This is a genomic window from Stenotrophomonas sp. JAI102 (genome assembly GCF_013409105.1).
Classification (GTDB): Bacteria; Pseudomonadota; Gammaproteobacteria; order Xanthomonadales; family Xanthomonadaceae; genus Stenotrophomonas; species Stenotrophomonas maltophilia_AA.
In genome coordinates this window covers 162,703-188,643 of record NZ_JACCCI010000003.1, presented here as the reverse complement: position 1 = coordinate 188,643, position 25,941 = coordinate 162,703, and the positions used below count along the sequence as shown (strand labels likewise).

Annotated in this window: 24 protein-coding genes; 14 read left to right on the top strand and 10 right to left on the bottom strand. The window is 68.0% G+C overall.

The window, feature by feature from the left end; translation table 11 throughout:
* Positions 1-60: 60 nt before the first annotated feature.
* The 3 genes from HDC96_RS14090 to HDC96_RS14080 all read right to left on the bottom strand — a co-directional run bounded on the left by HDC96_RS14090 (position 61) and on the right by HDC96_RS14080 (position 3,291).
* Positions 61-1,425 carry a heme biosynthesis HemY N-terminal domain-containing protein gene (locus HDC96_RS14090; RefSeq protein ID WP_179460548.1) on the bottom strand — a complete coding sequence of 455 codons (1,365 nt, stop codon included), beginning with the start codon at positions 1,423-1,425 and terminating at the stop codon, positions 61-63.
* Positions 1,426-1,428: 3 nt separating this feature from the next.
* A complete protein-coding gene (locus HDC96_RS14085; protein ID WP_179460547.1) occupies positions 1,429-2,406 on the bottom strand; it encodes a uroporphyrinogen-III C-methyltransferase in 978 nt (325 codons plus the stop codon).
* A 108-nt stretch (positions 2,407-2,514) separates the two neighbouring features.
* Positions 2,515-3,291: a uroporphyrinogen-III synthase gene (locus HDC96_RS14080; protein ID WP_179460546.1), complete on the bottom strand. Its 777-nt coding sequence runs from the start codon at positions 3,289-3,291 to the stop codon at positions 2,515-2,517.
* A 43-nt stretch (positions 3,292-3,334) separates the two neighbouring features.
* Between HDC96_RS14080 and HDC96_RS14075 the strand changes: the two genes are divergently transcribed.
* The 5 genes from HDC96_RS14075 to HDC96_RS14055 all read left to right on the top strand — a co-directional run bounded on the left by HDC96_RS14075 (position 3,335) and on the right by HDC96_RS14055 (position 6,453).
* The gene (locus HDC96_RS14075; RefSeq protein ID WP_179460545.1) at positions 3,335-3,805 is read left to right on the top strand and encodes a YiiD C-terminal domain-containing protein; all 471 of its coding nucleotides are present in this window, start codon (positions 3,335-3,337) and stop codon (positions 3,803-3,805) included.
* 30 nt (positions 3,806-3,835) lie between these two features.
* A complete protein-coding gene (locus HDC96_RS14070) occupies positions 3,836-4,270 on the top strand; it encodes a hypothetical protein (protein WP_179460544.1) in 435 nt (144 codons plus the stop codon).
* 78 nt (positions 4,271-4,348) lie between these two features.
* Positions 4,349-4,786, top strand: a complete 438-nt coding sequence (locus HDC96_RS14065; protein ID WP_179460543.1) for a rhodanese-like domain-containing protein — start codon at positions 4,349-4,351, stop codon at positions 4,784-4,786.
* Between the two features lie 105 nt (positions 4,787-4,891).
* Positions 4,892-5,407, top strand: a complete 516-nt coding sequence (gene secB / locus HDC96_RS14060) for a protein-export chaperone SecB (protein WP_019184891.1) — start codon at positions 4,892-4,894, stop codon at positions 5,405-5,407.
* Positions 5,408-5,427: 20 nt separating this feature from the next.
* Positions 5,428-6,453 carry an NAD(P)H-dependent glycerol-3-phosphate dehydrogenase gene (locus HDC96_RS14055; protein WP_088434819.1) on the top strand — a complete coding sequence of 342 codons (1,026 nt, stop codon included), beginning with the start codon at positions 5,428-5,430 and terminating at the stop codon, positions 6,451-6,453.
* A gap of 204 nt (positions 6,454-6,657) precedes the next feature.
* Here the strand turns inward: HDC96_RS14055 and HDC96_RS14050 are convergent, their stop codons facing one another.
* The gene (locus HDC96_RS14050; protein ID WP_172407593.1) at positions 6,658-7,230 is read right to left on the bottom strand and encodes an Ax21 family protein; all 573 of its coding nucleotides are present in this window, start codon (positions 7,228-7,230) and stop codon (positions 6,658-6,660) included.
* Between the two features lie 259 nt (positions 7,231-7,489).
* Positions 7,490-8,128, bottom strand: coding sequence for a response regulator transcription factor (locus tag HDC96_RS14045; protein WP_179460542.1), 639 nt, complete (start codon positions 8,126-8,128; stop codon positions 7,490-7,492).
* A gap of 73 nt (positions 8,129-8,201) precedes the next feature.
* Here HDC96_RS14045 and HDC96_RS14040 point away from each other — a divergent pair, with 73 nt between their 5' ends.
* Entirely contained in the window at positions 8,202-11,774 is a 3,573-nt protein-coding gene (locus HDC96_RS14040) for a transporter substrate-binding domain-containing protein (protein WP_179460541.1), read from the top strand.
* Positions 11,775-11,789: 15 nt separating this feature from the next.
* On the opposite strand, the gene HDC96_RS14035 is transcribed toward HDC96_RS14040, so the two are convergent.
* Both HDC96_RS14035 and HDC96_RS14030 read right to left on the bottom strand, forming a co-directional pair.
* Complete coding sequence (locus HDC96_RS14035) at positions 11,790-12,179, bottom strand: c-type cytochrome (RefSeq protein ID WP_179460540.1); 390 nt, start codon at positions 12,177-12,179, stop codon at positions 11,790-11,792.
* A 98-nt stretch (positions 12,180-12,277) separates the two neighbouring features.
* Positions 12,278-13,954: an electron transfer flavoprotein-ubiquinone oxidoreductase gene (locus tag HDC96_RS14030; RefSeq protein WP_179460539.1), complete on the bottom strand. Its 1,677-nt coding sequence runs from the start codon at positions 13,952-13,954 to the stop codon at positions 12,278-12,280.
* Positions 13,955-14,239: 285 nt separating this feature from the next.
* Here HDC96_RS14030 and HDC96_RS14025 point away from each other — a divergent pair, with 285 nt between their 5' ends.
* The gene (locus tag HDC96_RS14025) at positions 14,240-15,403 is read left to right on the top strand and encodes an acyl-CoA dehydrogenase family protein (protein WP_179460538.1); all 1,164 of its coding nucleotides are present in this window, start codon (positions 14,240-14,242) and stop codon (positions 15,401-15,403) included.
* A gap of 88 nt (positions 15,404-15,491) precedes the next feature.
* Here HDC96_RS14025 and trmL read toward each other — a convergent pair whose 3' ends face one another.
* Complete coding sequence (gene trmL, locus HDC96_RS14020) at positions 15,492-15,971, bottom strand: tRNA (uridine(34)/cytosine(34)/5-carboxymethylaminomethyluridine(34)-2'-O)-methyltransferase TrmL (RefSeq protein ID WP_179460537.1); 480 nt, start codon at positions 15,969-15,971, stop codon at positions 15,492-15,494.
* A 43-nt stretch (positions 15,972-16,014) separates the two neighbouring features.
* Positions 16,015-16,506, bottom strand: a complete 492-nt coding sequence (locus HDC96_RS14015; protein ID WP_179460536.1) for a hypothetical protein — start codon at positions 16,504-16,506, stop codon at positions 16,015-16,017.
* Positions 16,507-16,848: 342 nt separating this feature from the next.
* Here HDC96_RS14015 and HDC96_RS14010 point away from each other — a divergent pair, with 342 nt between their 5' ends.
* The 4 genes from HDC96_RS14010 (at position 16,849) to HDC96_RS13995 (ending at position 22,286) form a co-directional block, all read left to right on the top strand.
* Positions 16,849-19,740 carry a pitrilysin family protein gene (locus tag HDC96_RS14010; RefSeq protein ID WP_179460535.1) on the top strand — a complete coding sequence of 964 codons (2,892 nt, stop codon included), beginning with the start codon at positions 16,849-16,851 and terminating at the stop codon, positions 19,738-19,740.
* A 127-nt stretch (positions 19,741-19,867) separates the two neighbouring features.
* Positions 19,868-20,185 carry a DUF4156 domain-containing protein gene (locus tag HDC96_RS14005; RefSeq protein ID WP_088434811.1) on the top strand — a complete coding sequence of 106 codons (318 nt, stop codon included), beginning with the start codon at positions 19,868-19,870 and terminating at the stop codon, positions 20,183-20,185.
* A gap of 112 nt (positions 20,186-20,297) precedes the next feature.
* Positions 20,298-21,314, top strand: a complete 1,017-nt coding sequence (locus HDC96_RS14000) for a 3-oxoacyl-ACP synthase III (protein WP_019184878.1) — start codon at positions 20,298-20,300, stop codon at positions 21,312-21,314.
* A gap of 81 nt (positions 21,315-21,395) precedes the next feature.
* Entirely contained in the window at positions 21,396-22,286 is an 891-nt protein-coding gene (locus tag HDC96_RS13995) for an alpha/beta fold hydrolase (protein WP_179460534.1), read from the top strand.
* 73 nt (positions 22,287-22,359) lie between these two features.
* Here the strand turns inward: HDC96_RS13995 and HDC96_RS13990 are convergent, their stop codons facing one another.
* Complete coding sequence (locus HDC96_RS13990; RefSeq protein ID WP_152154128.1) at positions 22,360-22,788, bottom strand: YkgJ family cysteine cluster protein; 429 nt, start codon at positions 22,786-22,788, stop codon at positions 22,360-22,362.
* A 118-nt stretch (positions 22,789-22,906) separates the two neighbouring features.
* On the opposite strand from HDC96_RS13990, the gene oleC reads away from it, so the two are divergent.
* From oleC to HDC96_RS13975, 3 genes are all read left to right on the top strand, one after another.
* Positions 22,907-24,562 carry an olefin beta-lactone synthetase gene (gene oleC / locus HDC96_RS13985; RefSeq protein WP_179460533.1) on the top strand — a complete coding sequence of 552 codons (1,656 nt, stop codon included), beginning with the start codon at positions 22,907-22,909 and terminating at the stop codon, positions 24,560-24,562.
* Positions 24,559-25,569, top strand: a complete 1,011-nt coding sequence (gene oleD / locus HDC96_RS13980) for a 2-alkyl-3-oxoalkanoate reductase (protein WP_179460532.1) — start codon at positions 24,559-24,561, stop codon at positions 25,567-25,569. The genes oleC and oleD overlap by 4 nt, the downstream gene beginning before the upstream one ends.
* Positions 25,570-25,632: 63 nt before the next feature.
* Positions 25,633-25,788 (top strand): DUF1328 domain-containing protein, encoded by a 156-nt coding sequence (locus tag HDC96_RS13975; RefSeq protein WP_019184873.1) that lies wholly within the window; start codon positions 25,633-25,635, stop codon positions 25,786-25,788.
* Positions 25,789-25,941 lie beyond the last annotated feature (153 nt).

Sequence of the window (25,941 nt, the reverse complement as noted above, 5' to 3'; positions counted from 1 at the left end):
CTTCTTCGTTCCCGGGTAGATCCACGCCATGCGTGGATGTCCCAAATGCCGCGCCGCCCGTTACGGCAGGCGCGGATTGCCGAACTCGTCGCGTTCCACGTGCAGGCGATCTTCTTCGACGTGCATGTGGCCGGGCTCCCCGTGCAGGCGATCCTGCACCGGCGCCGGCTCGCCCATCAGCGACTGCTCTTCGATGGTCGCGCGTTCGGGCACGATCGGGTCCAGCGGCGTCGTGGCCGAGGCACGGGCCAACGCCACGCTGTCATCGCCGCGCTGCTGGCGCAGGGCATTGGCGAAGCACTGCGAGGCCAGCGCGGTCTCGCCGCGATCCAGGAACACCTCGCCCAACGCTTCCCACGCGGCCGGGCCGGCACCGGCGGCAATCGCGCGGTGCAGGTAATCCTCGGCCAGCGTGTGCTGGCGCTGACGGGCGGCGATGCGGCCCAGCGCCAGCAGCAATGCGGGGCTGGAAGGCTGCGTGGTCAACCAGCGCTGCAGGTTGGCCTGGCGGGTGGCCAGTTTCTCTACCGGCATCTGGCCGTAGAGCGTCACCACCGATTCGTCCCAGCGCGTGTCCAGTGCCTGTTCGAGGTTGAGCAGGGCCGGTTCGTCCCAGTCCAGGGCCACTGCGCGCAGCGCATAGGCGGAGACGACATCGGGATCGCTGCGCAATGCCTTCGGCGTGGCTTCCCACTGCGCGGCCAGGGCGTTGACGTCGCCGGCTTCGAGCAGCGACTGCGCGGCGAGGCGGATTTCCAGTTCGGCCACGGCGGCATCGGGCAGCACTTTCTGCTTGCGCAGCGCACCCAGCTGCCCATACGCCTCGTGCGCGCGATCGGCACGGGCCAGTGCTTCGGTCCGCAGCCACAGGCCGCGCGGCGGCAGCGGCTGTATCGCGGCCACGTCGAGCACGTTGATCGCATCGACCGGGCGTTCCTGGGCCAGCAGGCGTTCGGCCAGCAGCAGGGCATGGCTGGTGGCATCTTCGGTGGCCAGGCGCTGCAGGTACTGATTGACCGCAGCATCGTCATCGCGCGCCTGCGCACTGCGCACCGCGGTCACCATGGCGACCGCGCTCACTTCCTTGTCTTCAGCAGCACTGGTCAGCAGCTTTTCCGCACGCTGCCAGTGGCCGTGTTCGTGCGCCTGCAGGCCTTCGGTCAGGCGGGCGCGGCCCTGCTTGCGGCGGTAGCGGCCCCAGGCGCGGAACGGCGAGGCCAGCAGGCTCCACAGCAGCCACAGCACCAGCAGCCCGACCAGCACCATCAGGGCGACCTGCGGCACGGTGGAGCGGTAGTCGGTACCGCCGTAGCGGTAGATCACTTCACCGAACTGGCGCAGCTGTTCGGTGCCGAGCCACTGCGAGGCGATCACGCCCAGGGCCACGGCCAGCAGCAGGACCACTAGAGATTGAAACGGCTTCATCGATTAACTCCCAGTACGCATCGTGCGCAGTTGCTGCAGGGTGCTGCCCAGTTCGGGCAACGATGGACGCAGCTCACGGGCGCGTAGTTGGTGCAGTTCAGCACGACGCTCGCGCAGAGCAGGTGAATCCGGCCACAGCCGCGGCAGCCACAGCGCCACCCGGTCCAGCGCCTGGACGTAGCCGGCCTGGTCGCCGCGCTCCACGGCGGCGCGCGCAAGGGTCAGCTCCAGCTGCAGCGAATCCCAGGCGGCCACACGCTCGGCTTCGGTCAACGGGCCCTGCAGCCGGGTGGGAGTGATGGTCACGAACGGGGCGAGCACCTGGTGCCACCACGGCGTCACCGCCGTGGCGTCGACCGCTGCGTCGATCTGCTCGGGCAGCCCGGTCAATGCAGCGGCGAACTGCGCCAGCGCGGCCTGTGCCTGGGCACGCGCGCCCGGGCCGAGGGCATCCACCGCGTTGCGCTCCTGCATCAGCGCCTGCCGCAGGTTCAGGTATTCATTGCCCTGCACATCGTCCAGCGAGGTGGCCGCCAACGCGTACAAGCGCTTGGCCCCCTCGACGTCATCGGCATAGGCCAGCCGTTGCCCGGCCTGGCTCAGCAGCAGCTCGGCCTCTTCCAGCTGCAGCGCCTGGGCGCCGTGGCGGGTGCTGTCGGCGAGCTTGGCCAGGTTCTCTTCGAGCAGGGCGTTGCGTTGGCTCAGGCCCAGCATTTCATCGCGAAGCACGCGGTTGGTCGCGGCGGCATCCTGCACGCGCTGGGAGGTGGAACGCTGGTCGCGGCGCAGCGCTTCGACGCTGTCCAGCAGGCCCTGCACCTGCAACTGGGCGTTCTCCAGCCGCAACCGCTCCTGGGCTTGCCGCGCCTGCCACTGCGTCCAACCCCATGCACCGGCCCCGACCAATACGGCCAACGCCGCGATCGGCACGATCCAGCGCAGGGGGCGGCTCGAAGAGGGGGGCGAAACCGGGTCGTTCATACAGGCATCCTTGTCGCGCGCGCCGGGCAGTCCGCTGGCTGGCGAGCGACGTGGCGCACAGCATCGCCCGTCGCCCGAGCCCCCTGCAAGGCCGCGCGCCCTCCCTGTTCAGGAAGACGCCGGGTGCATGAGCGCGGCGTGTGCAGCGCTGACCAGCTGCGCCGGCAACGGGCCGGCGGCCAGGGTCACGTTGAGGAAGCCGGCAGCCCGCGCCTGCGTTGCCAGCCGCTCGCTGGCCGCGGCCACGGATGCCGTGCGCAGGCGGACCTGCAGGTCCGCGGGGAGCTGCTCCAACAGCAGTGACAGGGCCTCGCCACTGCTCAAGGCCAGCGCCCAGGGGGCGGCCGACCGCCGCAGCCGTTGCAGCGTGCGCGGTGCCAGCGGCAGGGGCTGGCGCGCATACACGTTGGCGCGCAGCAGCTGGGCGCCGCGCTGCTGGAGGGTGGCGGCAATCACGCCACGGCCGCCCGGAGCCGTCACCAACCCGGCACGCAGGCCGCGCAGGTCCGCCAAGGCCGGCAGGGCCAGCAGGCCTTCGCTGTCCATCCGCCCCGGGGCGAGCACATCCCGCGCGCCATGCCGCGCCAGGGCGGCGGCCGTCCCTGCGCCGACCGCCAGCCACTGGCCGGCGTGCGGCGCATCCAGCGCGGCCAGCCGCGCGGCGGCGTGCACGGCGGCTGGACTGCTGAAGACGACCCGCTCGGCCGCCAGCGCAGCGGCGAGGTCGACGCAGGTGGCCGCATCCGCGCGTGCCTGCAGCGCCCACGGCGACAGCGCGATGACGGTTGCGCCGCTGCCCTTGGCCGCGCGCCGCAGCGGCGCATGCTGGCCACGCGGGCGCAGCGAGATCAGGGTCCAGGGCGCGACTTTCGTTTCGGTGTTCATTGCGGGCATTATGCGAGCCCTTCGATGTGACGTGACCAGCCAGATGTCCGCAACCGATTCCCTGCCGGCGCAGTTGTCCGCGCTGCAGCATGTCCTGGATGCCATGCCGCCGGTGGCGGCCATGCAGATCCGTGTCCACGACTATCGCGACGGCGTCCTGCACATCCATGCCCCGCTGGCCGCCAACGTCAACGACAAGGGCAACGCCTTCGGCGGCAGCCTGGCCTCGGCCCTGACCCTGTCCGGCTGGGCCCTGGTGACGCTGCGGCTGCGCCTGGCCGGGTTCGATGCGGATGTCTACGTGGCCGACAGCCACATCCGCTACCTCGCGCCGGTGTACGGCGATCTGCATGCGCAGGCCCAGGCCGATGCGGAAACCGACTGGGACAGCTTCCTGGCCACCTTCGCCCAACGCGGCAAGGCGCGCATCAGCCTCACCGCCCGCCAGCCGGGCGACGGCGACAAGGCGGCCGCTGAACTGAGCGGCCGTTTCGTGGCCTTCGCCAGGCGGTAGGATGGGCGCCTTGCCTAGTGGGGAATTCGCATGCGCCGTACGCTTCAGATCCTGCTGATCGCCCTGTTCGCGCTGACCAGCGTGACCGCGCTGGCCGCCGAGCAGAAGACCACCAGGAAACAGCGCAAGGCGCTGGAGGAAACCCAGGTCAAGTACGACGCCACGATGCGCTGGGGCACGGTCGAGGATGCCTTGCCGTACCTGGATCCGGAGTACGCCAAGGCCCACCCGCTGACCGATCTGGAGCTGCGCCGCTTCGAGCAGGTCAAAATCTCCAGCTATCGCGCCAGCGACAACGTGCCCATGCCCGACGGCCGGGTGGGGCGCACGGCCGAGGTGCGGGTGATCAACAACAACACCCAGTCCGAGCGCACAGTGCGGGTGCGGGAGATCTGGCGCTGGGACGCCGAGGACAAGCGCTGGCTCCAGGCCAACGGCCTGCCGGACCTCTGGCAGGACCGCTGAGACCTGCCCGCACGGGGCTGGACGCCGATTCGCCTGCATGTGCGACAATCGGCGCCCGCTTATCGACCCGTGATCTTAGTGAATTACGAAGAGTTGCTGGCCTTTGCCGGCCGAAACCCGATGTTGTCGATGGCCCTGGTCGGCCTGACCGTGGCCATCATCGTGACCGAAGTCCGCCGCCTGTTCCGTGGCTTCAAGTCGCTCAAGCCGGCTGAACTGACCCAGCTGATGAATGCCGGTGGCGCCATCGTGGTCGACCTGTCCTCGAGCAGCGATTTCGAGAAGGGCCACATCGCCGGCAGCCGCAACGTGCAGCCGGCCCAGTTCGGCCCGGAGCACAAGCTGGTGGCCAAGGCGCAGCAGAGCCCGGTGGTGCTGGTCTGCCGCAGCGGCAATGCCTCCGAGACCGCGGCCAAGGCACTCAAGAAGGCCGGTTTCACCCAGGTCAGCGTGCTCGACGGCGGCCTCCCGGCGTGGCAGCAGGCCGAACTGCCGCTGGTCAAGGGCCGCAACTGATTCCCCTTGGATTGCAGCGCACGCCTTGTACGCGGCGCACAGCGCCCCCATCGCAGGGCATGTAACAATCCGTTTTTACAGCATTCATTTTTGGAGCAACAGGAAATGTCCGAAGAGAACACCAACGGCGCCGTCGCGCCGGTCGACGCCGCTACCGGTCCCTCGTTCACCGTCGAGAAGATCTACGTCAAGGACGTTTCGTTCGAATCGCCGAACGCTCCGGCCGTCTTCAACGACGCCGTGCAGCCGGAACTGCAGCTCAACCTGAACCAGCGCGTCCAACGCCTGGGCGAGAGCGCCTTCGAAGTCGTGCTGGCCGTGACCCTGACCTGCAAGGCCGGCGAGAAGACCGCCTATGTGGCCGAAGTGCAGCAGGCCGGCGTGTTCGGCCTGGTTGGCCTGGACCCGCAGTCGATCGACGTGCTGCTCGGCACCCAGTGCCCGAACATCCTGTTCCCGTACGTGCGTTCGCTGGTGAGCGAGCTGATCCAGGCCGGCGGCTTCCCGCCGTTCTTCCTGCAGCCGATCAACTTCGAAGGCCTGTACGCCGAAACCCTGCGCCAGCGCCAGGAACAGGGCGAGACCTCGCTCGCTGATTCCGAGCCGGCCGGCAACGCCTGATCGGCGCTGCAGTCGTACGGATGAGCAACCACGCAGACAAAATCGCGGTTCTCGGCGCCGGTTCCTGGGGCACCGCCCTGGCGAGCCTGCTCGCGCGGCACGGTCACCCGACCGTGCTGTGGGGGCGCGATGCGGCGATGGTCGAGGCCATCGACCAGCGCCACGAGAACACCCGTTATCTGCCGGGCATTCCACTGCCCGAGTCGCTGCGCGCGACCACCGACCTGGCTGCTGCCGTCAAGGACGCCGCCTGGGTCCTGGTGGTGGTGCCGTCGCACGCGTTCGGTGAAACCGTGCGTGCGCTGGCGCCGCTGCGGCCGGCCGATGCCGGCGTGGCCTGGGCGACCAAGGGCTTCGAACCCGGCTCCGGTCGGTTCCTGCACGAAGTAGCCCGTGAGGTCCTCGGGCCGGACGTGCCGCTGGCGGTGGTGACCGGCCCGTCGTTCGCCAAGGAAGTCACCCAGGGCCTGCCGACCGCGATCACCGTGCACGGTGACGCGCCGGACTTCGCCCAGCAGGTGGCCGATGCGATGCACGGCCCGGCGTTCCGCGCCTACACCGGCGATGACATGGTCGGTGCCGAGCTCGGCGGTGCGATGAAGAACGTACTGGCGGTGGCCACCGGCGTCGCCGATGGCATGCAGCTGGGCCTCAACGCCCGTGCCGGCCTCATCACCCGTGGCCTCAATGAGATGCTGCGGCTGGCCGCCGCGATCGGCGCCAAGCCGGAAACCCTGATGGGGTTGGCCGGCCTGGGCGATCTGGTGCTGACCTGCACCGGCGATCTTTCGCGCAACCGTCGGCTGGGCCTGGCCCTGGGCCGCGGGCAATCGTTGAACGATGCCGTGCGCGAGATCGGCCAGGTGGTGGAGTCGGTGCAGACCGCCGATGAAGTGATGCGCCAGGCGCGGCGTCACGGCATCGACCTGCCCATCTCCGACCGGGTGCGCGCCGTGCTGCACGGTGAGCAGACCCCGGAAGAAGGATTGCGTGCGCTGTTGGCACGCGAACAGAAGCCGGAGTATCCGGACACGCTGTTCAAGTGACGCATGAAAAACCCCGGCAAGCGCCGGGGTTTTTTTCAGCGCCAGAACGAAAAAACCCGGCACGTGGCCGGGTTGTTTCGTGGCGTACCGACGAGGGTGTCGCCAGGTGCTGCATAAAAGAAGCCCGGCGTGAGCCGGGCTTCATGGCGCAGGGGAGAGAGACCGCGCCATCCAACAACGTACCGCGGTGTTGCGTATCGCGTATTACCAGGTGAAGCGCGGACCGACGAACCATTCCTTGTCGCCGCCCTTGGCCAGCTTCACTTCGCCAGCCAGGCCCCAGTTCTGGTTGAGCTTGGCCTGGGCGCCGACGCGGCCGTAGAACTCGCCGTCCGGATTGATGCCGTGCTTCTTGCTGTAATCCTCGTAACCGGCCATCACGTAGCCTTCGAAGTTCGGGGTGAACGCGCTGCGCACGCCGACTTCGGTCGAGTAGCCGTTGAAGTCCAGGCCGTGCTTCGGATCGAACTTCTGGTAAGCAACGCGGGCGACCAGATCGGTGGTCGGGGCGATGCCGTAGTTGTAGCCGACACCGACCTTCCACTGGTCCACATCATTGCTGCCGCGCTTGGTTTCCTGCGCGTTGTAATCACCGAAGACGTGGAAGTTCGGCGCCACGGCGACCGAGCCCTTCACCGCCCAGCCGTCGGCGTCGCCGCCCTTGGCATCGGTGTTCACGTAGCCGCCTTCAACATAGTTGTACGACAGGCCGTCGGTTGCCGAAGCAGCGAACGGCAGTGCAGCGAGCAGACCCAGGGCAAGCAGGGAAGTCTTCATCATCGGGGACACCTTTTTATTTTTTGGTTTTGTCCGCCAGCAGAGGGGAGGGGAAATCGCTGCTGGCGACAGGTGTGAATTATCCGTTAGTCACCCCAATTAGCCCTGAATATCAAACTGAGCAGTATATAAATACAAGGGTATTCGAAGGAACTTTATCCGCGGTATCTGCTATGCACACGCGCACGGCATTGCTGCGATGCGCGTGCATCGCGTTGGCCGAAAACGCGGTTGAGCGGCCGTCAGTGGGAGGCGGCGATCAGCGTTCGCCGTCGCGCAGGTAATCGAACAGCTCGGCGTCGCCCTTGAGGCCGAGCTTCAACATCGCATCGCCTTTCTGGCGGCTGATAGTGCTCACGCTCTTGTGCAGATGGAGGGCGATCTCCTTGACCGTCATGCCGCTGCCGAGCAGGCGCAGCACTTCCACTTCGCGCGGCGACAGCGGCTTGGCTTCGCCTTCTTCCACGTTGTTCGTGCCGATCGCGTCAATGCGCTCTTTCAGGGTCTGGCTGACGTAGGGCATGCCACGCTGCACGGTCTGGATCGCGGTGGGCAGTTCGTCCATCGAGGAGGTCTTGTCGACCAGGCCCAGCACGCCGGTGGCGACCACCATGCGCAGGATCGCCAGGTTGTTGGACACGCTGAGCATCAGCACGGGCAGCGTGGGAAAGCGCCGGCGGATCATCTCGATCATCGCGAACCCATCCGCCTGCTGGCCGCCGGGCATGGCGTAATCGGTGACCAGGACGTCGCACGGGTGTTCGGACAGCGCGGTCATCAGCTCGGCCACGGTGCTGGCTTCGGCCACCACCTGGCCAACGCCACTGGACTCGATCACGGCCTTGGTGCCGATCCGTACGACCGGATGGTCATCGGCAATGATAATGCGCAGGGTCATGGACTAGTATTGCCTGTAAGGCAGCCGTCGGGCCGTGCCGGGATGGGGATACATTCTACGGAGATCAGGCAGCATGCGTACCTACGTCGTTCGCTGGCTGGTGCCGGTCGTGCTCGCAATGGCCTGGGCCGTGTCGGCCTCCGCCGCCAGCCCTTCCGCCCTGTCGCCCCGGCAGAGCGAGTGGCTTGGCAGGCACCCTACCATCATCCTTGGCATGTACGACAGCGGCTGGCCGCCGTTCGAATCCCTGCGCGACGGTAAACCTGCCGGTCTGGGATACGATTACCTGAGCCTGCTCGCGCGGCAGCTGGGCGTGCAGGTGAAGGTACGGATGTACCGCGACTGGGCCGAAGTCCTGGACGCGGCGTGCCGCGGCGAGATCGACGTGGTGATGAACATCACCCTCACCGCCGACCGCACCCGCTGCATGGTCTACACGCGACCCTATGCCGATGCTCCCTTGGCCCTGGTCGGTCGCCCCGGCGATACGCGGGCATCGGCCGATCCCGATCTGCGCGGGCTGCGCGTGGTCACCGAGCGCGAGTTCGTGACCAGCGAAGACGTCCGCGCGCGCTTTCCCGCCGCTCGCCGCGTGCTTGCCGACGACACCATGGCCGCGCTCGCCATGGTGGGAAAAGGCGAGGCCGATGTGTACATCGGCAATGCCTACGTTGCCACTGCGCTCATCGCCGAGGGGTGGCTGACCGATGTCGCGCTGCTTCGCCCCAGTGACCTGCCGCCGGAACGCCTGCACTTCGGTGTGCCCAACGCCAAGCAGCCGTTGGCCGAGGCCCTGGACATGGGACTGTCCGCACTGGCCGAGAGCGAGCGTGAGCGTCTGCAACAGCGCTGGCTGCGGACGCCGGAGTGGTCGGCGCAATCCCGGATGATCCTCGGCAATGCCGAACAGCGTGCGCTGGCCACGCCGCTGCGGCTCGCGTTCGCACCGAATGCGGCGCCGCTGGCCTTCATAGACGGCGCCGACCAGCCCAGCGGTGTGTCGGCCGAGTACCTGCGCCTTCTGCGCAGCCTCGGTGCACAGCTTACCCTCGCGCCCGCGCATGACTGGTTCGAGGTACGCGAACAGCTACGGCGCGGCGAAGTCGACGCGATCATGGGCATTCCCAACGATTCGGCCTACCTCGGCGATGATTGGGTGTTCAGCCAGCCCTTCATCACCGTGCCGAACGTGATCGTCACGGCGGCCGGCGGTGCGTCGGTGCTGGACGTAAACGGCCTGGACGGTCGCAGCATCCTGCTGTCCGATCCGGACCGGTTGCGCGGCTACATCCTGCAGCAGGCACCGAATGCCCGCATCGTGCCGGCGCGTAGTGCCGCGCTGGCCCTTGCGCGGTTGGCAAACGGCGACGCCGATGCGTACATCGGCAATCTGGCGATCGTCGACCGGATTGTGCGTGAGCGCTATCCTGCACAGCTGCACGTGGCCGCGCCGGCCGGCTTCAGCGACCGCCTGTCGCTGGCGGTCAAACGCCAGTACGCGCCGTTGGCCACCACCTTCGACCGCATGCTGGTCAGCATGAGCGCGCGTGAACACGAGGCGATCCGAGGGGACTGGCTGTCGGCGGAGTACCGCAGCGACGCGGACTGGCGCACGATCGCGCGCTGGGCAGTACCGTTGGTGCTGGTGCTGCTTACGGCCCTGTTGGTGCACCTGTGGGGCTACTGGCTGTTGCGCAGGGAAGTGGCGATGCGGCGGCGTGCCGAGCAGCGCTTGACCGAGGTCACCGACAACCTGCCGGCGATCGTCTACCAGGGCCGCCGCGAGCGTGATGGCCGAGTGTCCCTGCCCTACATCGCCGGTGACACCGACGCGCTGTTCGGCGTCACCGCGGCCGAAGCCATGGCCGACGAAAGTGCGTTGATGGATCGCATCGACGAGCGCGACCGCGCCGGTGTCCTCCAGGCCATGGATCGCGCTGCGCGCGACTTCACCCCGTTGGACATCGAATTCCGCACCTCGGCACGGGGCACGCTGCGCTGGGTGCGTTCGCGCGCGCTGCCCTACGACGCCGAGGATGGCGCGTTGCTGTGGAGCGGTTATTGGGTCGATGTCACCGAGGCGCGCGCGCAGGCCGATGCGCTGGCGCTGGCCAAGGCCGCCGCGGAGCGCGCCACCGCAGCGAAATCCGAGTTCCTGGCGACGATGAGCCATGAAATCCGCACGCCGATGGCGGGCGTTCTGGGCATGATGGAGGTGCTCTCGCATACCTCGCTGGACGGGGAGCAGCGCCGCATCATCGGCGTGATCGAAGACTCGGCGCAGATGCTGCGCCAGATTCTCGATGATCTGCTGGACTATTCCAGGATCGAGGCCGGTGCGTTGTCGCTGCAGCCGCATCCGGTCGCGCTGCGTGCGCTGCTCGGCAATGTGCAGCAGCTGCTCGCGCCGCAGGCGGTGGCGAAGGGGCTGGACCTGCAGATCCAGATCGACGATGACGTGGCCGCCATGCATCTGGTCGACGGCCTGCGTCTGCGCCAGATCGCCTTCAACCTGCTCAGCAACGCCATCAAGTTCACCCACGCAGGAGAGGTCGGCATCGCACTGGGGGTGCTCGATACCGATGCCGAGGGCGCGCAGCGGCTGCGCCTGACCGTGCGCGATACCGGCATCGGCATTTCGCCCGAGCAGCGCGAGCGCCTGTTCGCGCCCTTCGCGCAGGCCGACGCGGCGACCAGCCGCCAGTACGGCGGCACCGGCCTGGGCCTGAGCATCTGCCAGCGGCTGGTGGCGCTGATGCACGGCACGCTGATGCTGCACAGCGCGCCGGGTGAAGGCACCTGCGTGGAGGTGCAGCTGACCCTGCCCACAGTGCCGATCGACGAGCAGCCTGGCGCCGCCGAAGAACAGGCGCAGGTGCTGCCGCTGCCGGCCGCGCTGCTGCAGCGGCGGATACTGATCGTCGAGGACCATCCCACCAACCAGGCGGTGATGGGCTGGCGCATGCAGCAGCTCGGCCTGTCACACATCCTGGCCGACAATGGCGAACAGGCGCTGGCGCTGCTCGCGCGCACCCGCTTCGACCTGGTCCTCACCGATTGCCGGATGCCGGTCATGGACGGCTACGCCATGGCCCGACGGATCCGTGACCAGGAGCGTGACCGCGGCAGCGCCCGGATGCCGGTGATCGCACTCACCGCCAGCACGATGGGGAACGACCTGCAACGCTGCCGCGAGGCCGGCATCGATGACCTGCTGATCAAGCCGGTGGCGTTGGCCACGTTGCGTCAGACACTGCTGCACTGGTTGCCGGACGTACCGCCGACCCGGTCAGCCGCACCGGAGGCATCGGGCGTCACCGACGCGCCGCCCGACCGCGAAGCCCTGGTGCGCCGGTTTGGATCGGCGCATGTGGCGGACGTGTTGATCGAGGGCCTGTGCACGACATCCGCCGCCGATCTGGTGCGGCTGCAGGCGGCCCTGCATGAGCGGGCAGGGCCCGCGCTGGTGGAGGTGCTGCACCGGATGGCGGGCGGCCTGGCAACGCTGGGTGCGGGCGCGCTGGCGGTCCAGGCGCGTGGCCTGATGGACAGCGTGGATGAAGACGGCGTGGCGGCGCACGCCGAGGCGATCAGCGCGTTCGATGCGGCGCTGCGCGATTATCTTGTGCGGCTGCAGGCGTCCTGAGCGCCACCCGGGCGGTCAGCGCTGCTGCTGCAGGTATTCGATCACCTGGCGGCGACGCTCCGGGTCGGCGGTGGCGTTGACCATGCGGGTACCCGGTACCACCTGCGCAGGCGAGCGCAGGAAGGCATCCAGGGTCTGTTCGTTCCAGGTCAGCCCGGCCTCGCGCATCGCGTTGGAGTAGGGGTAGCCCGCGATGCTGCCGGCACGGCGGCCGATCACGCCGTGCAGGTTCGGGCCGAAGCGGTGCACGCCACCGGCGCTGACCGTGTGGCAGCCGGCGCAGATCGCGAACGCGCGCTGCAGATCCTGCTGGTGGATCTGTTCCGGCGTCTGCGGGGGGCGCGCGCACGCGCTCAGCACCAGGCAGACCAGCAACGGCAGGGTGGAACGGAACGCAGGGGGCATGGCGCAGCGCAGATGTCCGTCAGGACGATCAGGATAGCCAGTGCGGCGGTGCCTGCCGCGCCCGACGGCCTGCGACCGGTAGTCGCAGGCCATGCCGGTCACATGCCCGAGTAGTTCGGGCCGCCGCCGCCCTGCGGCGTGACCCACACGATGTTCTGGGTCGGGTCCTTGATGTCGCAGGTCTTGCAGTGCACGCAGTTCTGCGCGTTGATCTGCAGCTGCTCATGCCCTTCGCTGCCGACGAACTCGTACACACCGGCCGGGCAGTAGCGAGCCTCCGGCCCGGCGTACTCGGCCAGGTTGATGCGCACCGGCACGCTGGCGTCCTTGAGCGTGAGGTGGCCGGGCTGGTCTTCGGCGTGGTTGGTGCTGCTCAGGAACACCGAACTGAGCCGGTCAAAGGTAAGCACGCCATCCGGCTTGGGATAGGTGATCTTCGCGTGCTTCGACGCCGGCTCCAGGCAGGCATGGTCCGGCGTGCTGTGGCGCAGCGTCCACGGCGGGTTGCGGATGCCGAGCTTGGGCAGCAGCCACTGTTCGACGCCGGTCATCAGCGCGGCCACGGTCTGGCCCTTCTTGAACCACTGCTTGAAGTTCTTGGACTGCAGCAGCTCGGCATGCAGCCAGCTGGACTCGAACGCCTGCGGGTACGCGCTCAGCTCATCGTGCTGGCGATCGGCGACCAACGCATCGAAGGCGGCATCGGCGGCAAGCATGCCGGTCTTGAGCGCGGCATGGCTGCCCTTGATCCGGCTGACGTTGAGGTAGCCGGCCTCGCAGCCGACCAGTGCTCCACCCGGGAACACCGTCTTGGGCAGTGACATCAGGCCACCGGCGGTGATCGCGCGGGCGCCATAGCCGATGCGCTTGCCCCCTTCCAGGTGCTTGCGGATGTCCGGGTGCGTCTTGAAGCGCTGGAACTCTTCGAACGGGCTCAGCCACGGGTTCTTGTAGTCCAGGCCGACCACATAGCCGATCGAGACCTTGCCGCCTTCGGCGTGGTACAGGAACGCGCCACCGTAGGTGTCGTTGTCCAGCGGCCAGCCGGCGGCATGCACCACCAGGCCCGGTTCGTGCTTGGCCGGATCGATCTGCCACAGTTCCTTGATGCCGATGCCGTAGGCCTGCGGATCCTTGCCGGCATCGAGCTGGAAGCGCGCGATCAGCTGGCGGCCGAGATGGCCGCGCGAGCCTTCGGCGAAGATCGTGTACCTGGCGTGCAGCGCCATGCCGCGCTCGAACGCGGGACCGGGCTGGCCATTCTTCTCGATGCCCATGTCGCCGGTGGCCACGCCGATCACTGCGCCGTCGTCGCTGTACAGCACTTCTGCCGCCGGGAAGCCGGGGAAGATCGCGACTTCCAGCGCCTCGGCCTGCTGCGCCAGCCAGCGGGTGACTTCGCCCAGGCTGACGATGTAGTTGCCCTCGTTGTGGAAGCACTCCGGCAGCAGCGCGTTGGGCGTGCTGCGCGAGCCCGTCTCATTGAGGAACAGGAATTCGTCGCGGGTGACCTTCTGCTTCAGCGGTGCGCCGCGCTCGGCCCAGTCCGGGAACAGTTCGGTCAACGCCCGCGGGTCCATCACCGCACCGGACAGGACGTGCGCGCCGGGTTCGGAGCCCTTTTCCAGGATGCACACCGACAGTTCGCGGCCGGCCTCGATGGCGCGCTGGCGCAGCCGGATCGCGGTGGCCAGGCCGGCAGGGCCACCACCCACGATCACCACATCGAATTCCATCACTTCACGCGGGGGCAGGACGTTGATTTCTTCGCTCATGGGGCTGCGTAACTCTTGGGTAGTGCCGCGGTTGAACGGGCGGCGGTTGCCTGGGAATCGCGCGTGTCACACCACGGCGAAACGGTTGGATCAGTGCGCCAGAGTACCGGCCCGGCGCATTTAAGCCTAGATCGCCGACGATGACAGCGGTGTCGCCGCGTGCTCGGTACGCGGATGCTGCGGTGCAGCACGTCGCGCGCGTGCCGGCGATTGCCGCTTCCCTTGGCCCATTCCACGACAACGACCACAATGGGGGCCTGTTCCACCGCCACCTGCCGGGATGCCATGTCACTGAATCCGTTCGATCTGTTCGATATCCGTTCGCTGCTCAGCGAGGAGGAGCGCGCGGTGCAGGCAACGGTGGCGCGCTTCACCGATACGCGGGTGCTGCCGATCATCGGCGATGCTTTCGACGACGGGCGTTTCCCGGACGAGTTGATCCCGGAAATCGCCTCGCTCGGCCTGCTCGGCTCCAGCCTGCCCGAGCAGTACGGCGGCGGCGGACTGAACGCGGTGAGCTACGGTTTGATCTGCCAGGAACTGGAGCGCGGCGATTCGGGCCTGCGCAGTTTCGTCTCGGTGCAGAGCTCGCTGTGCATGTACCCGATCTACGCTTATGGCAGCGAAGAACAGCGCCTGCGCTGGCTGCCGGACATGGCCACCGGCACGGTGATCGGCTGCTTCGGCCTGACCGAGGCGCACGGCGGCTCCGATCCGGCGGCGATGAAGACCCGCGCGGTGCGCGACGGCAGTGACTGGGTGATCAACGGCAGCAAGATGTGGATCACCAGCGGGCCGGTGGCGGACATCGCGATCATCTGGGCGCATACCGAGGATGGCATCCAGGGCTTCGTGCTGGAAAAGGGCATGGCCGGGTTCACCACGCAGGAGATCAAGCACAAGATGAGCCTGCGCGCCTCGCTCACCGGTGCGCTGTTCTTCGACAACGTGCGCGTGCCCGACCGCAACCGGCTGCCGAACGTGCAGGGCCTGAAGGGTCCGCTGGGCTGCTTGAACCAGGCCCGCTACGGGATCAGCTGGGGCCCGATCGGCGCCGCGGTGGCCTGCCTGGATGAAGCACTGGCCTACACCAAGCAGCGCGTGCTGTTCGGCCGGCCGGTGGCCGCCACGCAGAGCGCGCAGATCAAGCTGGCCGACATGGCGCGGCGGATCACCACCGCGCAGTTGCTGGCATTGCAACTGGGGCGCCTGAAGGACGCCGGCCAGTTGCAGCCGCAGCAGGTCAGCCTGGCCAAGTGGAACAACTGCCGCATGGCCATCGACATCGCGCGCGAGTGCCGCGACCTGCTCGGCGGCGCCGGCATCACCACCGAGCACGTGGCGATCCGGCACGCGCTCAATCTGGAATCGGTGATCACCTACGAGGGCACCGAGACCGTCCACCAGCTGGTGATCGGACGCGAGCTGACCGGGATCAACGCGTTCTAAGGTCACCTGACCAACGGTCAGGTGCTACGCAGCCGGTAGGTGCCGACCGTTGGTCGGCACGCTGAACTCGGCACGCGATGACGCACCGTCACACCCCGCCGGCAAACCCGTGCTGGCGCCAGGCCTCGTACATCACCACGGCCACGGTATTGGAGAGGTTGAGGCTGCGGTTGTCCGGTCGCATCGGCAGGCGCAGGCGTCGGCCGTCGGGCAGGCTGTCGAGCAGGTCCTGCGGCAGGCCGCGGGTTTCCGGACCGAACAGGAAGGCGTCGCCATCGTCGAATTGCGGGGTGTCGTAACGCACGCTGCCGCGGGTACTCAGCGCGAACAGGCGCTTGGGTGCAATCACCTGCAGGGCGGTCTCGAGGTCTGGATGGGCCTGCAGTCGGGCGTATTCGTGATAGTCCAGGCCGGCGCGCTTGAGCTGCTTGTCGCTCAGGTCGAAACCGAGCGGCTCGATCAGGTGCAGCCGCGCGCCGGTATTGGCGCAGAGGCGGATCACATTGCCGGTGTTCGGCGGGATTTCGGGTTGGAACAGGACGACATGGAACGTGGGCGTGGCAGTCATCGGCGAAGTGTACGCCGAGGCTGCGGGGGACCGCAGCTACGGCTTACTGGCGGATCAGGGTCGAGGCAGCGGTCGAGGCGGCGGCGGCAGCGGTTTCCATCGCCAGGGCCTGCAGATCGGCGGCCGACGGACGCACCTGCAGGGTCGGCAGGTTGATGATCACTTCGTTGGCGACGGCGGTCGCAACCGCAGTGAAGGTAGCGGCGTAACCGCGGTCCTTGCTCTGCTCGGCAGCCAGGGCCTGGCGCTGTTCGGCGGTCGGGCGCACTTCGACGGCGGCCAGCGTGGTGACGCGGCGGGTGGCCGCCAGTTCGGCGCGGTAATCGGCGATCAGGCCGGCGGTCGGGCGGACTTCAACGACCGCCAGGGTCGGGATGCTGCTGGTGCGCTCGACCTCGGCCTGGACGATCTGGTCGGCCGACGGACGGACCTGCACGGTCTCCAGGGTGACGATGGCGGGGGCGGCCTGCACCGACGAAGCAAACGCGGAACCGGCGGCGAGGGCGATGGCGATGGCGAGCGTCTTGGTGTTCATGGCGAGGTCCTGTTTAGTGTTGGTGAGCAGTGGTGTGGTAGTAAGGTAGTACACCGATTCGGGGCGTGCAAGAACAATTTCAACTTTCTTGTTTCTGTTCAGCATCCAGTCAGTTTCGGTTTGATCCTTGCTTCCCTTGCCCAGTACCAAGCAGGCCGCGTGCCAACTTTTTGTCGTTGATTTCTAAGGGTTTTTGCCGGTATGCCGGTGTCCGCTGTCCGGACAGTTGTCCGCCGCAGGGCGTGCAGGCTGTCCGTTTTGACCCCAATGACTGTTGGCCGATGCCTTTTGCCTGGGCGGCGCGCTAGCATCCGGCTTCACTTTCATGACCAAGGAACCGGAATGACCGTCCAACTTCGACCGCGTGCTGCGCTGCTGGCTGTCGCGCTCTCCGCCGCACTGGGCTCACTGGCGCCCGCACCGGTCCTGGCCAAGCCGGCCACGGTGGCCAAGGTCGACATTCCGTTCGAGCAGTTCACCCTGCCCAACGGCCTGCGCGTGGTGGTGCACACCGACCGCAAGGCGCCGATTGTGGCCGTCAACATCTGGTACCACGTCGGCAGCAAGGACGAGCCCGCCGGCCGCACCGGCTTCGCGCACCTGTTCGAACACCTGATGTTCCAGGGCAGCGAGAACCACGACGGCGAGTATTTCGAGCCCTTCAAGCAGGTCGGCGTGACCGGCCAGAACGGCACCACCAATACCGACCGCACCAATTACTTCGAGAACGTGCCGACCACCGCGCTGGACATGGCGCTGTGGATGGAGTCCGACCGCATGGGCCATCTGCTCGGCGCGATCGACCAGGCCGCGCTCGACGAACAGCGCGGCGTGGTCCAGAACGAGAAGCGCCAGGGCGAGAACCAGCCGTATGGCCAGGTCTGGGAAAAGCTGACCCGCGCGATGTATCCGGCCGGCCACCCGTACCACCACAGCGTGATCGGCTCGATGAACGATCTCAACGCCGCCTCGCTGGATGACGTGAAGACCTGGTTCCGCACCTGGTACGGCCCGAACAATGCGGTGCTGGTGCTGGCCGGCGACATCGACGTGGCCACCGCGAAGGAAAAGGTCGCCAAGTACTTCGGCGACATCCCGGCCGGCCCGAGCATGGCCCAGCCCAAGGTGGACGTGGCCAAGCGCGAGAAGAGCACGCGCGAAGTGATGACCGACAAGGTGCCGCAGGCGCGCATCTACCGCGCCTGGAACGTGGCCCAGGTCGGCACCACCGACATCGACCAGCTGCAGCTGTTCGCGCAGGTCCTCGGCGGTGCCAAGTCCTCGCGCCTCGATCAGCGCCTGCTGCACCAGGACAAGCTGGTCGACAACATCAGCGCCGGTGCCTACAGCTCGCAGCTGGGCTCCAACTTCGTGATCATGGCCAGCGTCAAGCAGGGCGTCGACCCGGCCAAGGTCGAGGCGATCATCGATGAGGAAGTGAAGCGCCTGGCCAAGGACGGTCCGACCGCCGATGAGCTCAGCCGTGGCAAGACCGCGTTCCGCGCCGGCTTCATCCGCGGCATCGAGCGCATCGGCGGTTTCGGCGGCAAGGCCGACGCGCTGGCCGAGTGCACCGTGTATGAGGGCGACCCGGGCTGCTTCCGCACGTCGCTGGCCACCATCGATGCGGCCACCGCTGCGCAGGTGCGCGATGTCGGCGCCAAGTGGCTGGGCGTTGGCGACCACACCATCGTGGTCGAGCCGGGCGCGCGCGTTGCCCTGGCCGAACTGCCGTCGGAAACGCCCAAGCCGTTCACCGTGCCGGCCGTGGATCCCAACTTCACGACCCTGCCCAAGCAGGTTGACCGCAGCACCGGCGTGCCGCAGACCAAGACCTTCCCGGACCTGAAATTCCCGGACCTGCACCGCGCCACGCTGAAGAACGGCACCCAGGTGATCCTGGCCGAGCGCCATGACATCCCGGTCGTGCAGTTCAGCTATGAATTCCCGGGCGGCTTCACCGCCGACCAGGGCCGCAAGTCCGGCACGGCCAACTTCACCATGGGCCTGCTCACCGAAGGTGCCGGCAAGCTCGGCGCGCTGCCGTTCGCCGACGCGGCCGATGCGCTGGGCGCAAAGCTCGATGCCTCGGCCTCGCTGGACAGCACCAGCGTGTACCTGTCCGCGCTGAAGGAAAACCTGGCCCCGTCGCTGGCCCTGTATGCGGACATGCTGCGCCAGCCGCGCTTCGACCAGACCGAGATCGACCGCGTCAAGGCGACCTGGATCGCCGGCATCCAGCAGGAGAAGGTCAACCCCAGCGCGGTTGCAATGCGGGTGATGCCGACCCTGCTGTACGGCGCGGGCCATCCGTATGCGATCCCGTTCACCGGCAGCGGCAATGAAGTGGACATCCAGTCCATGACCCGCGAAGACCTGGTCGACTTCCACCGTGACTGGCTGCGCCCGGAGCAGGGCACGCTGATCGTGGTGGGTGACACCACGCTGAAGGAAATCGTGCCGCTGCTGGAGCGCCAGCTCGGCAACTGGAAGGCCGAAGGCCCGGCGCCGCAGGTCAAGGCCCCGGTGGATGTCGCCCGCCCGGCGCATGCCCGCGTGTACCTGATCGATCAGCCGGGTGCAGTGCAGGCCAACCTGTTCGCCAGCCAGGTGGTGCCCTCGTCCAAGGACCCGGGCTCGACCCGCTTCGATATCGCCAATGGCGTGCTCGGCGGCGACTTCACCTCCCGCCTCAACATGAACCTGCGCGAGCAGAAGCATTGGTCCTACGGTGCCGGCAGCAGTGCCAGCAATACCCTGGGCCAGCGCCCGTGGGGTGCCCGCGCGCCGGTGCAGATCGACAAGACCGCCGAGGCGATGCAGGAGATGCGCAAGGAGATCGCCGAGTTCGCCAGCGGTGCCAAGCCGGCCACCCCGGCCGAAGTGGCGCGCATCCGCAACATCCAGAACCTGAGCCTGCCCGGCGCCTACGAGACCGCCAGCGCGGTGATGGGCACCATCAGCGGGATCGTGCGTTACCAGCGTCCGGACGACTATGTGGTCCAGCGCAAGGCCGAGATCGAAGCAATGACCCCGGCCCAGGTGCAGCAGGCCGCGGCCACGCTGGACCCGAACGCGCTGACCTGGGTGGTGGTCGGTGACCTCAAGCAGACCGAGGCGCCGGTGCGTGCGCTCAACCTCGGCCAGGTGCAGGTGATCGATGCGGAAGGGAACGCCGTCCAGGCCCCGGCCGCCCCGGTCGCTCCGGCGGCTGCGAAGCCCAACGCCCGGTAATGCAGACCGCTGGCCGGCCATCGCGCCGGCCAGCACATCGGGTGCCGGGAACTCTCCCGGCACCTGATCACCCCCGATTCAGATGTTTCCCGCACACTCCCTCATGTATTCCAGCCAGGCCTTGTCCATGCGCATTCTGCTTCTGTCCGCCCTGATCCTCAGCGTTTCCGCCTGCACCTGGGTGCCGATCGAGTCGTCCGGGAAGACGGTCCGCGTGCTGCCGGCCGGCCCCGCGCCCAGCGGCTGCCAGAGCAAGGGCGAGGTGGTGGTGACCGTGAAGAGCAAGGTCGGCTTCTACAACCGCAACCCGCTGCGCGTGCAGGAAGAGCTGGAAACCCTGGCCCGCAACGAGGCGCCGAGTGCCGGTGCCAACGCCGTGCAGGCCTCGGGCCTGCCGGCCGATGGCAGCCAGCGCTTCCTGGCCTTCCAGTGCCCGCCACGCTGAACCCTTCACACCGCGCCCGGACCATACGCCCGGGCGTGAATTCGTAAAGGTGCGGTGAAAGCCGTGCCGGCTTACAATAACGCCCCCTTTGCCTGAGCCTTGGCGCTAACTGATGCTCTTCAAGAATGTCTCGATCGCCGGCTTGGCGCACATCGACGCGCCGCACACGCTGACGTCCAAGGAAATCAACGAGCGGCTGAAGCCGACGCTGGATCGTCTTGGCATCCGTACCGATGTGCTCGGCGACATCGCGGGCATCCATGCCCGTCGCCTGTGGGATGCCGACATGCTGGCCTCCGACGCCGCCACGCTGGCCGCCCGCAAAGCCCTGGAAGACGCCGGGATCGGCGCCGACAAGATCGGCCTGCTGGTCAACACCTCGGTCAGCCGCGATTACCTGGAGCCGTCCACGGCCAGCATCGTCTCGGGCAACCTGGGGGTCGGCGACGAATGCATGACCTTCGACGTCGCCAATGCCTGCCTGGCCTTCATCAACGGCATGGACATCGCCGCCCGCATGCTGGAACGCGGCGAGATCGACTATGCGCTGATCGTCGACGGTGAAACCGCCAACCTGGTGTACGAGAAGACCCTCGAGCGCATGGCCCTGCCGGGCGTGACCGCCGATGACTTCCGCAACGAGATGGCCGCCCTGACCCTGGGCTGCGGTGCCGCGGCGATGGTCATGGCGCGCACCGAGCTGGTGCCCGATGCCCCGCGTTACCGCGGTGGCGTGACCCGCTCGGCCACCGAGTGGAACCAGTTGTGCCGCGGCAACCTGGACCGCATGGTCACCGACACCCGCATGCTGCTGATCGAAGGCATCAAGCTGGCGCAGAAGACCTTCGTCGCCGCCCGCGAAGCGCTGGGCTGGGCCGTGGAGGAACTGGACCAGTTCGTGATCCACCAGGTCAGCCAGCCGCACACCGCCGCCTTCATCAAGAACTTCGGCATCGACCCGAAGAAGGTGATGACGATCTTCGGCGAGCACGGCAACATCGGCCCGGCCTCGGTGCCGATCGTGCTGAGCAAGCTCAAGCAGCTGGGCAAGCTGAAGAAGGGCGATCGCATCGCGCTGCTCGGCATTGGCTCGGGCCTGAACTGCTCGATGGCCGAAGTGGTCTGGTAAACCACTCGCCGCAGCCTGCTGCGGCGTTGGAATTGAACATCAAGGGCCGGTTCTGCCGGCCCTTTTCACAGGTGCGTTTGCATGCCCCAGCTGCCCGGTTACCCCGCCCATCCGCACCGCTTCGAAGTGCGTCCCGGTCTGTCGATGAACTATCTCGACGAAGGCCCGCGCGATGGCGAGGTGGTGGTGATGGTCCACGGCAACCCGTCGTGGAGTTATTACTGGCGCACCCTGGTGGCCGGGTTGTCGGACAGATACCGCTGCATCGTGCCGGACCATATCGGCATGGGCCTGTCGGACAAGCCCGATGACGCGCACTACGAGTACACCCTGCAGTCGCGCGTGGACGACCTGGATGCGCTGCTCGCGCATCTGGGCATCACCGGCCCGGTGACCCTGGCGGTGCACGACTGGGGTGGCATGATCGGCTTCGGCTGGGCGCTCTCGCACCATGCCCAGGTCAAGCGCCTGGTGGTGCTCAACACCGCCGCCTTCCCGATGCCGGCCGCGAAGACGATGCCGTGGCAGATCGCGCTGGGCCGCCACTGGACGGTGGGCGAGTGGATCATCCGCACCTTCAACGCCTTCTCGTCCGGTGCCTCGTGGCTGGGTGTGGAACGGAAGATGCCGGCGGACGTGCGCCGCGCGTACGTATCGCCGTACAACAGCTACGCCAACCGCATCAGCACCATCCGCTTCATGCAGGACATCCCGCTGTCGCCGGCCGACAAGGCCTGGTCGCTGCTGGAGCGGTCCGGCCAGACGCTGCCGTCGTACGCCGACCGACCTGTCTTCATCGGCTGGGGCCTGCGCGATTTCGTGTTCGACCACCACTTCCTGAAGGGCTTCCAGGCCGCGTTGCCGCAGGCCGACGTGCATGCCTTCGAGGATGCCGGGCATTACGTGCTGGAAGACAAGCACGAGGTGCTGGTGCCGAAGATCCGCGCGTTCCTGGATCGCAACCCGATCTGACCGGCATGACGCCCACGGTCGTCACCTACCCAGCGTCGATCCGGTAGGTACCGACCGTTGGTCGGTACGCGTCCTAGGCCGCGATCGGTGCCTGCGGCGGCGCCGGCGAATTCCCGTTGTCATCGGGATGATCATCGTCATTGTCCGCCTCGTCCCGCCAGCGCCAGTCGGCCAGGGTCAGCGCCGGCATGCCGTGCGCCACGCGCGCCTTGTCGCACTGCGGGCTGGCCTTGCCGTACTCCCACGAGGCATCGACCTCACGGCAGACGCTGGGGCGGTTGGGGTGGATGCTGCAGCGCGAATACACCCCGATCTCCGCATCCAGCGCCACGCAGTACACCGGCTTGGACAGGGTGCCGCGCATGCACAGCCGGTGCGGGTCCAGCACCTGGGTGAGTTCGTGCGGGACGCCGCCGGGGGTGACCTCGTCGGATTCCATCCAATGGAAGGCCACACGGTATTGGGTGCAGCAGGCGCCGCAGGTGAGGCAGGGATGGGGCATGGAGGCACCGGCTGGAGACGCGTAGAACCACGCCATGCGTGGATGGGTGGGAAGGCCGCGAATTTTCCACGCCAACGGCCGGCGCGCAAGAATTTTCTGCAGCGGCGACAATGAACGGATGAACAGCGCCATCAATATCGCCGCGCGCCTGCCCGAGCTGGCCCGTGAACGCCCCGACCAGATCGCCATCCGCTGCCCCGGCAAGCCCGGGCCCGGCGGCATGGCGCGCTATGACGTCACCCTGGATTACCGCACCCTCAATGCCCGCAGCGACGCGATGGCGGCCGGCCTGGCGGCCCACGGGATCGGCCGCGGCGTGCGCGCGGTGGTGATGGTGCGGCCCTCGCCGGAGTTCTTCCTGCTGATGTTCGCGCTGTTCAAGAACGGCGCGGTGCCGGTGCTGGTCGACCCCGGCATCGACAAGCGCGCGCTGAAACAGTGCCTGGACGAAGCCCAGCCGGAGGCCTTCATCGGCATCGGCCTGGCCCACATGGCGCGCCTGGTGCTGCGCTGGTGCCGCTCCGCGCGCCTGCTGGTGACCGTCGGCCGCCGCTGGGGCTGGGGTGGCACCACCCTGGCCCGGCTGGAATCCCTGGGCGCCACGGTGGCCCCTGCGCTGGCCCCGACCGATGGCGAGGATGTCGCCGCGATCCTGTTCACCAGCGGCTCCACCGGCGTGCCCAAGGGCGTGGTCTACCGCCACCGTCATTTCGTCGGCCAGGTCGAGCTGCTGCGCGCGGCCTTCGGGATGGAGCCGGGTGGGGTGGACCTGCCGACCTTCCCCCCGTTCGCGCTGTTCGATCCGGCGCTGGGGCTGACGTCGGTGATCCCGGACATGGACCCGACCCGTCCGGCCCAGGCCGATCCGCGCAAGCTGCATGACGCGATCAACCGTTTCGGCGTCACCCAGCTGTTCGGTTCGCCGGCGCTGATGCGGGTGCTGGCCGACCATGGCCAGCCGCTGCCCGGCGTGCGCCGGGTCACCTCGGCCGGCGCGCCGGTGCCGCCCGACGTGGTCGCGCGGATCCGCCGCCTGCTGCCCGACGACGCCCAGTTCTGGACGCCCTATGGCGCGACCGAGTGCCTGCCCGTCGCGGTGATCGAAGGCCGTGAGCTGGAGAACACCCGCCAGGCCACCGAGGCCGGCGCCGGCACCTGCGTCGGCCGCGTGGTCGCACCCAACGAAGTGCGGATCATCGCCATCGACGACGCGCCGCTGCCGGCCTGGTCGCAGGCCCGCGTGCTGGCCACCGGCGAGGTCGGCGAGATCACCGTGGCCGGCCCGACCGCCACCGACAGCTACTTCAACCGCCCGCAGGCCACCGCCGCAGCGAAGATCACCGAGACCCTGGCCGAGGGCAGCACCCGGGTCGTGCACCGGATGGGCGATGTCGGCTACTTCGATGCGCAGGGCCGGCTGTGGTTCTGTGGCCGCAAGACCCAGCGCGTGGAAACCGCGCAGGGCCCGCTCTACACCGAGCAGGTCGAGCCGGTGTTCAACGCGCTCGATGGCATCGCCCGCACCGCGCTGGTCGGCGTGGGTGCGCCGGGCCGGCAGCTGCCGGTGCTGTGCTACGAGCTGCGGCCCGGTACCGTCGATTCCCCCGCGCTGGTCGAGCGGCTGCGCCGGGAGGCCGCCGCGCACGCGCATACCGCGCGCATCGAGCGCTTCCTGCCCCACCCGGGCTTCCCGGTCGACATCCGCCACAACGCCAAGATCGGCCGCGAGAAGCTCGCGGTCTGGGCCACCACGCAACTGGAGCAGCGCGCATGAAGATCCTCGTGACCGGCGGCGGTGGATTCCTCGGCCAGGCCCTGTGCAAGGGGCTGATCGAGCGCGGCCACCAGGTGCTGGCGTTCAACCGGGGCCACTATCCCGCGCTGCAGGCGATGGGCGTGGGCCAGATCCGGGGTGACCTGGCCGATGCGCAGGCGGTGATGCACGCGGTGGCCGGGGTCGATGCGGTCTTCCACAACGGAGCCAAGGCCGGTGCCTGGGGCAGCTATGACAGCTACCACCAGGCCAACGTGGTCGGCACCGACAACGTCATCGCGGCCTGCCGTGCCCACGGCGTCGGCAGGCTGGTCTACACCTCCACGCCCAGCGTGACCCACCGCGCCACCCACCCGGTCGAAGGGCTGGGCGCGGACGAGGTGCCTTACGGCGAGAACTTCCAGGCACCGTACGCGGCCACCAAGGCCATCGCCGAACAGCGCGTGCTGGCGGCCAACGATGCACGCCTGGCCACCATCGCGCTGCGCCCCCGGCTGATCTGGGGCCCGGGCGACCAGCAGCTGGTGCCACGCCTGGCCGAGCGTGCCCGCGCCGGCCGCCTGCGCTTCGTCGGTGACGGCCAGAACAAGGTCGACACCACCTACATCGACAATGCCGCGCTCGCCCACTTCCTGGCTCTGGAGCACCTCGCGCCGGGGGCGGCCTGCGCCGGCAAGGCCTACTTCATTTCCAACGGCGAGCCGCTGCCGATGCGCGAGCTGCTCAACAGGCTGCTGGCCGCGGTGGATGCGCCGCCGGTGACGAAGTCGATCAGCTTCAAGGCGGCGTACCGGATCGGCGCGGTCTGCGAGCGGCTGTGGCCGCTGCTGCGCCTGCGCGGCGAGCCGCCGATGACCCGCTTCCTGGCCGAGCAGCTGTGCACCCCGCACTGGTACAGCATGGAGCCGGCGCGCCGCGACTTCGGCTATGTGCCCCGGGTCAGCATCGAAGAAGGGCTGGCCCGGCTGGCATCTTCATCGAACGCACAGGAATCCATCACTCCCTGAACACCGCAGGTTGGTGAACATGGCCCCACGCCAACTCCGGCACGCATCAACGCGAGGGTCGACATGCTGCATTACGCCGTCATCTTTTTTGTCATCGCCATCATCGCGGCGGTACTTGGTTTCTCGGGCATTGCCGGCGCCGCCAGCAACGTCGCCTGGATCCTGTTCGTCGTGTTCCTGATCCTGGCGGTGGTGTCGATGTTCCGCAAGCGGACCTAGTGTCCCGCGCTTCCCACGCCACCTCTCTCCGGCGTGGGACGCGCAGCGGAAACCATGACGGCCTGACATCGGCAACGATGCTCAGGCCGTCGTTGCGATGGAGCTCTGCAGATCGCGCTCATGCGCATGCCGGGCCATCGCCAGCTCCAGCAG